This is a genomic window from Serratia sp. LTN-2 (assembly GCF_059740205.1).
In genome coordinates this window covers 143,869-153,604 of the sequence record NZ_JCAXDO010000010.1, presented here as the reverse complement: position 1 = coordinate 153,604, position 9,736 = coordinate 143,869, and the positions used below count along the sequence as shown (strand labels likewise).

At 60.7% G+C, this 9,736-nt stretch carries 9 protein-coding genes; 5 read left to right on the top strand and 4 right to left on the bottom strand.

The annotated features are described in order from the left end of the window. The 4 genes from envZ to cbpA all read right to left on the bottom strand — a co-directional run. Positions 1 to 807 (bottom strand): two-component system sensor histidine kinase EnvZ (envZ, locus tag AC6BYQ_RS18800; RefSeq protein WP_242498793.1); only part of this gene is annotated, 807 nt, incomplete at its 3' end. After that, a complete protein-coding gene (ompR, locus tag AC6BYQ_RS18795) occupies positions 804 to 1,523 on the bottom strand; it encodes an osmolarity response regulator transcription factor OmpR (protein ID WP_004709363.1) in 720 nt (239 codons plus the stop codon). The genes envZ and ompR, both read right to left, overlap by 4 nt. A gap of 257 nt (positions 1,524 to 1,780) precedes the next feature. After that, entirely contained in the window at positions 1,781 to 2,086 is a 306-nt protein-coding gene (locus tag AC6BYQ_RS18790) for a chaperone modulator CbpM (protein WP_019455157.1), read from the bottom strand. Positions 2,087 to 2,091: 5 nt separating this feature from the next. Continuing rightward, a complete protein-coding gene (cbpA, locus tag AC6BYQ_RS18785) occupies positions 2,092 to 3,051 on the bottom strand; it encodes a curved DNA-binding protein (protein WP_019455158.1) in 960 nt (319 codons plus the stop codon). 230 nt (positions 3,052 to 3,281) lie between these two features. On the opposite strand from cbpA, the gene greB reads away from it, so the two are divergent. The 5 genes from greB (at position 3,282) to AC6BYQ_RS18760 (ending at position 9,704) form a co-directional block, all read left to right on the top strand. Beyond that, entirely contained in the window at positions 3,282 to 3,755 is a 474-nt protein-coding gene (gene greB, locus AC6BYQ_RS18780; protein ID WP_019455159.1) for a transcription elongation factor GreB, read from the top strand. A 157-nt stretch (positions 3,756 to 3,912) separates the two neighbouring features. Further along, positions 3,913 to 6,246 (top strand): Tex family protein, encoded by a 2,334-nt coding sequence (locus AC6BYQ_RS18775; protein ID WP_019455160.1) that lies wholly within the window; start codon positions 3,913 to 3,915, stop codon positions 6,244 to 6,246. 606 nt (positions 6,247 to 6,852) lie between these two features. After that, complete coding sequence (gene feoA / locus AC6BYQ_RS18770; RefSeq protein ID WP_025159900.1) at positions 6,853 to 7,077, top strand: ferrous iron transporter A; 225 nt, start codon at positions 6,853 to 6,855, stop codon at positions 7,075 to 7,077. Positions 7,078 to 7,149: 72 nt separating this feature from the next. Next, entirely contained in the window at positions 7,150 to 9,465 is a 2,316-nt protein-coding gene (gene feoB / locus AC6BYQ_RS18765) for a Fe(2+) transporter permease subunit FeoB (RefSeq protein ID WP_019455162.1), read from the top strand. Next, positions 9,465 to 9,704: a FeoC-like transcriptional regulator gene (locus AC6BYQ_RS18760; RefSeq protein ID WP_019455163.1), complete on the top strand. Its 240-nt coding sequence runs from the start codon at positions 9,465 to 9,467 to the stop codon at positions 9,702 to 9,704. The genes feoB and AC6BYQ_RS18760 overlap by 1 nt, the downstream gene beginning before the upstream one ends. Positions 9,705 to 9,736 lie beyond the last annotated feature (32 nt).

Sequence of the window (9,736 nt, the reverse complement as noted above, 5' to 3'; positions counted from 1 at the left end):
CGACTCGGCCAGATAGCCGTCTTCGGCGCTCATCATCTCCGTCGCCAGCCGGATGCGCGTCAACGGCGTGCGCAGGTCGTGGCTGACCCCGGCCATCAGCAAGGTGCGATCGTCCGCCAGTTGCTTGACGCCCGACGCCATCTGATTGAACGCACGAGTCACCGAGCGCACTTCGGAAGCGCCATACTCGCGCAGCGGCGGCGGAATAATGCCCTTGCCCACCTGCAGCGCCGCATGTTCCAGCTCCACCAGCGGGCGGTTTTGAATACGGATAAACAGCCAGGCGCCGCCGATCGCCAGCAGCATGATCGCCAGCGTATAGCGGAACAGCGGAGAGAAGTCGCCCTGATGGATTTCCGTCAGCGGCACGCGTACCCAGATATCGGGCTGCAACCAGGTTTTCAGCCACACCACCGGGGAGTTCTTGTTCACCTCCACCCGCACATCGGTCGGCCCGCCAAGCTGCTGCGCCATCTGCTGGCTGAGGAACTGGTAGTGCTGCGCCCAGCGCAGGCCGCTCTCTTCCGCCGCCGAATTGGTGTAGAGAGAGATGCCCAGCTCGCGGTAGATCTCACGACGGAACGCCGGCGGCACTTCCAGCAACGTGCCATCCTCCAGCTGCAGCCGATCGGTCATCAGCATACGCACTTCGTAAGCCAACACCTTGTTGAACTGCTGCAGGCTGGGCAGGATGGCGAAGTTCAGCACCACCAGATAGGTCGTCACCAGGCTGACGAACAGCAAGGTGACGATCAACAACAGGGTTCGGGCAAACGAGCTACGCGGTGAAAAGCGCAATCGCCTCATGCCTTGCTGCCGTCCGGAACGAACACGTAGCCGAGACCCCAAACGGTCTGGATGTAACGCGGATGCGCCGGATCTTCTTCAACCATGCGGCGCAGACGAGAGATCTGCACGTCGATGGAACGTTCCATGGCGCTGTATTCACGGCCACGCGCCAGGTTCATCAGCTTATCGCGCGACAGCGGTTCACGCGGGTGGCTGACCAGCGCCTTCAGGACCGCGAACTCGCCGCTGGTCAACGGCATCGGCTCGTCTTCGCGGAACATCTCGCGGGTGCCGAGGTTCAGTTTGAATTTGCCGAACGCGATCACCGCCTCTTCCTGCGAAGGCGCGCCCGGCAGTTCGTTAGCCTGACGGCGCAGCACCGCGCGGATGCGAGCCAACAGCTCACGCGGGTTGAACGGTTTAGGAATGTAGTCGTCGGCGCCGATTTCCAGCCCCACGATACGATCGACCTCTTCGCCTTTGGCGGTGACCATAATGATCGGCATCGGGTTGCTCTGGCTGCGCAGGCGGCGGCAAATGGACAGACCGTCTTCGCCCGGCAACATCAGATCGAGCACCATCAGATGGAAGGATTCACGGGTCAGCAAGCGATCCATTTGCTCAGCGTTGGCGACGCTGCGAACCTGGAAGCCCTGCTCGGTTAAATAACGTTCTAAAAGCGCGCGCAGGCGCATGTCATCATCGACAACCAGGATCTTATGATTCTCTTGCATGGTATTACTCCCAAAGGCTTTATTGCCTGACTCGAATATTGTTAGAAAACCTTGCCATTTGAGACAGCGTTTAATGGTATGTATTCTAGACGAAATTGTTACAAAGCTTATTCTTTTCCCCATTTATCAACAATTTTCATCGAATGTCGACGGGGGTTCGTCAAAATTTTGCCCTTTATCGGCGCAATGTGGGGCAGCGGCCCAATTTTACGCAATTTCGCCACCGGCGAACCGCACGGTGGCGTTTTGATATCGGGTCAGGAAGTCTGCAGGAAACGCGCCAGCTGCCTACGCAGCTGACGGTTTTCTTGCTGCAGCGCATCCACCCGGTCGAGCAGCGTCAGCGCCATGGCGATCCCCGGCCAGTCCAGATCCAGTTCGGCCCGCAGCCTGCGCGCACGCTGCAGATGGCTCAGCGCCGGATAATCGAACACCCAGCTCGGCTGCGCCGGCTCCAGCGGCACGATCACGCCCAGGCCGACGATCTCGACCAGCTCATCCTCTGAAATTTCCACCCGTTGGCACAATTCCACCACGGTGAAGGTGATCTCTTTCTTCATCATGTGCTTTACTCCCATTCCGCGCGTGGGTTGAACGGCGCCTGCTCGGCCAGTTCTCGCCACAGGGCGCTGGCTTTCTCGTTGGGTTTCGGCGGCATCACCACCTTGAGAATGACGTACAGATCGCCGGGCTCTTTCTTGCCCGCCAGCCCTTTGCCTTTGACCCGCAGCCGTTTGCCGCTCTGGCTGCCGGCCGGCACGGTCAGCGCGATCTTGCCGGTCAGCGTCGGCACCTCGATGCTGGCGCCGAGCGCCGCTTCCCACGGTGCGAGCGGCGCCACGATGCTCAGGTTGTGGCCGTCGATCTCAAACAGCGGATGCGGCGCGAGGCGGATGACCAGATACAGATCGCCGTTCTGGCCGCCGCCCACGCCGGCGACACCCTGCCCCTTGAGGCGAATGCGTTCGCCGTCGCCGACGCCCGCCGGGATTTTCACGTTCAGCGTTTTGCTGGCTTCGCTCACCTGCCGCCCCAGCTCGTCGTACACCGGCAGCTTGTAGGAAATCTCGCGGCTTTGGCCATGCAGCGTTTCCTCGAGAAACAGCGGCACTTCCATCTCCAGATCCTGGCCGCGGAAGCCGTGCCCGCCGTGCGAATGCGCAGAGGAACGGTGGCTGCCCGCCGTCCGGCCGCCGAACATGCTCTCGAAGAAATCGGAGAAGTCTTGTGCGTCGCCGCCGCCGTGCCATGAAGCGCTCTGCTGATAGCCACCGTGGTCGCCGCGCGCCTGGCGGCCAAAGTTCGGATCGTTGCGGTGCAGCCGGATCTGATCGTACTCGGCGCGGCGCTCTTCGTCCTTCAGTACCTCATAGGCTTCGGCCAGCTCCTTGAACTTGCTCTCGGCGTCTTCTTCGGTGCTCACGTCAGGGTGATATTTACGCGCCAGCCGGCGGTAGGCCGTTTTGATGGTTTTCAGATCGGCGTTGGGCTCGACGCCCATCGTTGCGTAGTAATCTTTAAATTCCATGCGGTAATACCTTCAATGTGTTGGGTTGTGCGCCAAAATTCCTTGTCTCTCTCGCCAGATATCCTCCTTTCGTCACATTCCTTTTCCGCTATCGCTAAGCATACTCCCGATTGTTAAAAGCTGCGCAAACTGAATAAAAACCGTGCGACAAGGCGCAGGCCCGCGCGCCATTTTTAAAGCCTTCCGCATTCACGTACACTGTGGCGGTGGCCCCATAAAGATAAATCACGATGAGAACTCAACTGATAACCCGTGAAGGGTATGACAAGCTCAAACAAGAGCTGGATTACCTCTGGCGCGAAGAACGCCCCGAGGTGACCAAGAAAGTGACCTGGGCCGCCAGCCTGGGCGACAGAAGCGAAAACGCCGACTACCAATACAACAAGAAGCGGCTGCGCGAAATAGACCGCCGCGTCCGCTATCTGACCAAATGCCTGGAGCAGTTGAAGATCGTCGATTACTCCCCGCAGCAGGAAGGCAAGGTGTTCTTCGGCGCCTGGGTAGAGGTGGAGAACGACGACGGCGAGATCAAACGCTTTCGCATCGTCGGTTACGACGAGATTTTCGGCCGCAAGGATTACATCTCCATCGACGCGCCGATGGCGCGCGCCCTGCTGAAAAAAGAGGTCGGGGACATCGCCACCGTCAATACCCCGCTGGGCGAAGCGCAGTGGTACGTTAACGAGATAGACTACCCGAAGTAAGCTTTCAGCTTTTTCCGAACCGCCGCCAACGCCGCCGCCTGCGCAGTTCTCTACGCCGCGGCCGCGCGGCGGCGGCCCGCTCCGCTGGCATTTTCCCCGATCAATCCGTATAACTGTCCCCTGTTTATTCACCGTTCTCAATACAGATACCAGACCTATGAATGACCCACTGAGCCGCATTATTGCAACAGAACTGCAGGCCCGGCCGGAGCAAGTCGACTCCGCCATCCGTCTGCTGGATGAAGGTAATACCGTGCCCTTTATTGCACGCTATCGTAAGGAAGTCACCGGGGGCCTGGACGACACCCAACTGCGCCAGCTGGAGACCCGCCTGGGTTATCTGCGTGAACTGGAAGATCGTCGCCAGACTATCCTGAAGTCGATCGATGAACAGGGCAAACTGACCGAACAACTGGCGGGGGCGATCAACGCCACGCTGAGCAAGACCGAACTCGAAGACCTCTACCTGCCGTACAAACCGAAGCGCCGCACCCGCGGCCAGATCGCCATCGAAGCCGGTCTGGAACCGCTGGCGGACACGCTGTGGCAAGATCCCCAGCAGCAGCCGGAGCAGCTGGCCGAACGCTACGTCGACGCCGACAAGGGCGTGGCGGACGTCAAAGCCGCCCTCGACGGCGCGCGCTATATCCTGATGGAGCGCTTCGCCGAAGACGCCGCGCTGCTGGCCAAGGTGCGCGACTACCTGTGGAAAAACGCCCATCTGGTGTCCAAAGTGGTCGAAGGCAAGGAAGAAGAAGGCGCCAAGTTCCGCGACTACTTCGATCACCACGAACCGATTTCTCAGGTGCCTTCGCACCGCGCGCTGGCGATGTTCCGCGGCCGCAACGAAGGCGTGCTGCAGCTGGCGCTGAACGCCGATCCGCAGTTTGAGGAAGCGCCGCGCGAAAGCCAGGCGGAGCTGATCATCATCAACCACCTCAACCTGCGTCTGAACAACGCCCCGGCCGACGCCTGGCGCAAGGCGGTGGTCAACTGGACCTGGCGCATCAAGGTGCTGCTGCACCTGGAAACCGAGCTGATGGGCACGGTGCGCGAACGCGCGGAAGACGAAGCGATCAACGTTTTCGCCCGCAACATGCATGATCTGTTGATGGCCGCACCGGCCGGCATGCGCGCCACCATGGGCCTCGATCCTGGCCTGCGCACCGGGGTGAAAGTCGCCGTGGTCGACGCGACCGGCAAGCTGGTGGCCACCGACACCGTCTACCCGCACACCGGGCAAGCGGCCAAAGCCGCCACCATCGTCGCGGCGCTGTGCATCAAACACCACGTGGAACTGGTGGCGATCGGCAACGGCACCGCTTCGCGTGAAACCGAGCGTTTCTATCTCGACCTGCAAAAGCAGTTCAGCGACGTCCGGGCGCAGAAAGTGATCGTCAGCGAAGCGGGTGCGTCGGTGTATTCCGCGTCCGAACTGGCGGCGCAGGAATTCCCGGATCTCGACGTGTCGCTGCGTGGCGCGGTGTCCATTGCCCGTCGCCTGCAGGATCCGCTGGCGGAGCTGGTGAAGATCGACCCGAAATCCATCGGCGTCGGCCAGTATCAGCATGACGTCAGCCAGAGCCAGCTGGCGAAGAAGCTGGACTCGGTGGTGGAAGACTGCGTGAACGCCGTCGGCGTCGACCTGAACACTGCGTCGGTGCCGTTGCTGACCCGCGTGGCCGGCCTGACGCGCATGATGGCCCAGAACATCGTCAACTGGCGCGACGAGAACGGCCGCTTCAGCAACCGTGAACAGCTGCTGAAGGTCAGCCGTCTGGGGCCGAAGGCCTTCGAACAGTGCGCCGGCTTCCTGCGCATCAACCACGGCGACAATCCGCTGGACGCTTCGACCGTTCACCCGGAAGCCTACCCGGTGGTGCAACGCATTCTGGCCGCTACCGAGCAGGCGCTGCAGGACCTGATGGGCAACGCTTCGGCGGTGCGCAGTCTCAAAGCGGTCGATTTCACCGACGACAAGTTCGGCGTGCCGACGGTCACCGACATCCTGAAAGAGCTGGAGAAACCGGGCCGCGATCCGCGTCCGGAGTTCAAAACCGCGACCTTTGCCGAAGGCGTGGAAACCCTCAACGATCTGCAGGTGGGCATGATCCTCGAAGGATCGGTCACCAACGTCACCAACTTCGGCGCCTTCGTGGATATCGGCGTGCATCAGGACGGCCTGGTGCACATCTCCTCGCTGGCGGACAAGTTCGTTGAAGATCCGCATACCGTGGTGAAGGCCGGCGACATCGTCAAAGTGAAGGTGATGGAAGTCGATCTGCAACGCAAACGCATCGCGCTGAGCATGCGGCTGGATGAGCAACCGGGCGAAGGTTCGCCGCGCCGCGGCGGCAATGCGCCGGCGCAAACGCGCGACAACGCCAATCGTTCGGCGGGCGGCAACAAGGCCAAACCGCGCAACGCGGCACCGGCCGGCAACAGCGCCATGGGCGACGCGCTGGCCGCGGCGTTCGGTAAGAAACGCTAAGCCAGAACCGTCAGGGCGGAGCCTGCTCCGCCCTTGCCGAGAAAGAAAACTTGCGGCATTTTTTGACCCGACTCAATAAACCTTCATCTTTTTATTTCCCGTTGCTGCGTGACCGCCCTCCCATTGTTAAAGCGGCAAAAATCCCTTCTGTAGCCGTTTATTAACAACGTCGTTAACACGCATTTTTCATTTTGCGAATTGTGAGCGAAACACAAATGGTTACCGCTCGTATTACGGCGGAATAATGTTATTGAATTGCCTTTCATCAGAAATAAATAAGGGAAAAACGCCATCAATATTTGCAAACGAGAAAACTCGGCTACAAATACGCAACTGATTTAACTCACCATTCTCATTTGTCGCCGAGTAAAAGCAGTGGTAAAACGGGGCTTATCAAAGCGACACAACCAAAAACTGCCGCCGCCATAATAATTGGTTACAATACCCTTACTTTTTGTATTGAACGCGATAATGATAATTACTATTATTTGCGCTCAATTTATTGCATGACCTTATGGATGAATAGCGCCGACGGCGTGGCATTTTCGCCGGCAACGTCCAATTATTATCAGCCCGATGTTCATCGGCACCCGGAAGGTTAATCACATGCAGCTTCAACCTAAACACACGTATAAAATCGCCGGCTTTTCCAGTGAAATTGCGCCGGCCTATCGCCAGAAACTGTTATCGCTCGGCATGCTGCCCGGCTCTTCATTCGAAGTGGTGCGCGTCGCACCGCTGGGCGATCCGATAGAAATTAAAACTCGCCGCGTCAGCCTGGTGCTGCGCAGGAAGGATCTGGCGCTGCTGCAACTCGACGGTCAGTCCTGAGCCGGCGCGCCCTCCGTTTGCCGACGCGCCTTTGCGCCGGCGCTGTTCTCCTTGAAGACGACACGCTGAACTATGAAAAAACTCACCATCGGTTTAATCGGTAACCCGAACTCCGGCAAAACCACGCTGTTCAACCAGCTGACCGGCGCGCGCCAACGGGTCGGCAACTGGGCGGGCGTGACGGTCGAACGCAAAGAAGGCCATTTCACTACCCCGCAGTCCGACGTGCGGCTGGTCGATCTGCCCGGCACCTACTCCCTCACCACCATCTCGGAACAGACCTCGCTCGATGAGCAGATCGCCTGCCACTACATTTTGAGCGGCGACGCCGATCTGCTGATCAACGTGGTCGACGCCTCCAACCTGGAGCGCAATCTCTATCTGACGCTGCAGCTGCTGGAGCTGGGCATTCCCTGCATCGTGGCGCTGAACATGCTCGACATCGCCAAAAGCCAGCATATCGATATTGACGTCGCCGCGCTGTCGGCACGCCTCGGCTGCCCGGTGGTGCCGATGGTCTCCACCCGCGCCGACGGCATCGGCGTGCTGAAGCAGATGATCGACAATCATCACATCAACGAGCAGCAGGCGCTGGTGAACTACCCGCCGCTGTTGCTGAAAGAGGTCGCCACGCTGAGCGACGCCATGCCGCAAACGCTGCCGGCGGCGCAGCGCCGCTGGCTGGCGCTGCAGATGCTGGAAGGCGACATTTACAGCCACCGGCTGGCCGGCCCCGCCGTCGCGCTGCTGCCTGCGGCTACCCAGGCATTGCAACAGCAGCAGCAAGAAGACCCGGCACTGGTGATCGCCGACGCACGCTACCAGTCTATCGCCACCCTGTGCGACGCGGTCAGCAACTCGCAGCAGGCGATGCCCAACCGCCTGACCGAGCTGCTGGATAAAGTGATCCTCAACCGCTGGCTGGGCGTGCCGATCTTCCTGCTGGTGATGTACCTGATGTTTCTGCTGGCGATCAACATCGGCGGCGCGCTGCAGCCGATCTTCGATATCGGCTCGGCGGCGATCTTCATCCAGGGCATTCAGTGGCTGGGTTATACCCTGCACTTCCCCGACTGGCTGACCGTCTTCCTGGCGCAGGGCGTCGGCGGCGGCATCAACACCGTGCTGCCGCTGGTGCCGCAGATCGGCATGATGTACCTGTTCCTGTCGTTCCTGGAAGATTCCGGCTATATGGCACGCGCGGCGTTCGTGATGGACCGCCTGATGCAGGCGCTCGGGCTGCCGGGCAAATCCTTCGTGCCGCTGATCGTCGGCTTCGGCTGCAACGTGCCGTCCATCATGGGCGCCCGCACGCTGGACGCCCAGCGAGAGCGGCTGATCACCATCATGATGGCGCCGTTCATGTCCTGTGGCGCGCGTCTGGCTATCTTCGCGGTCTTCGCCGCCGCCTTCTTCGGCCAGGACGGCGCCGGGGTAGTGTTCTCGCTGTACCTGCTCGGCATCGCGGTGGCGATTCTCACCGGCCTGGTGCTGAAATACACCATCATGCGCGGCGAAGCCTCGCCATTCGTGATGGAGCTGCCGGTCTATCACGTGCCGCACCTGAAAAGCCTGCTGCTGCAAACCTGGCAGCGGTTGAAAGGTTTCGTGCTGCGCGCCGGTAAGGTGATCGTGGTGGCCAGCATATTTATCGGCGGCCTGAACAGCTTCTCGTTCAGCGGCAAGACAGTCGATAACATCAACGACTCCGCGCTGGCCTCGGTCTCCAAGGTGCTGACGCCGCTGCTGCAACCGATGGGCGTCCACAGCGACAACTGGCAGGCCACCGTCGGGCTGGTGACCGGCGCGATGGCAAAAGAAGTGGTGGTCGGCACGCTGAATACGCTGTATACCGCCGAGCATATCAACAAAGAAGCGTTCGACGCCGCCAACTTCAATCTGCTCGATGAGCTGGGCGGCGCGCTGCAGGAAACCTGGGACGGCCTGAAAAACACCTTCAGCCTGAGCGTGCTCTCCAACCCGATCGAAGCCAGCAAGGGCGACGGCGAGATGGGCGTCGGCTCGATGGGGGTGATGAGCAGCAAATTCGGCTCGGGCATCTCCGCCTACAGCTACCTGATCTTCGTGCTGCTATATGTGCCTTGCGTCTCGGTGATGGGCGCCATCGCCCGTGAATCGAGCCGCGGTTGGATGACATTCTCCATCCTGTGGGGGCTGAACGTCGCCTATTCGCTGGCAACGCTGTTCTATCAGGCGGCGACCTTCAACCAACACCCGCAGTACAGCCTGACGGCGATCCTGGCCGTGGTGGCGGTGAATCTGCTGGTGCTGTTCGGCCTGCGTCGGGCACGCAGTCGCGTCACGGTACGCCTGGGCAACGCCACGCCGGCGGCCTGCTGCCAGGGCGCCAAAGGGAATTGCCACTGATGGCCGGGCTGCTGCAGGTGCGCGATGCGCTGGCGCTGCTCGGCAGCGCCCAGGCGCAGCAGCTCAGCCAATCGCTGGCGACGCCGCTGCCGCTGGTGCAGGCGATGCTGGACCGTTTGGCGTCGATGGGGAAAGTGGAGCGTATCGAACAGGATGAGGGCGCCTGTCTGAGCGGCAGCTGCAAAAGCTGCCCGCAGGGCCAGGGGTGCGGCACGGTTATCTACCGGCTGAAGGCCTGAAGATCGGGGGCGCCACGGCGGGCGCCCCTTTG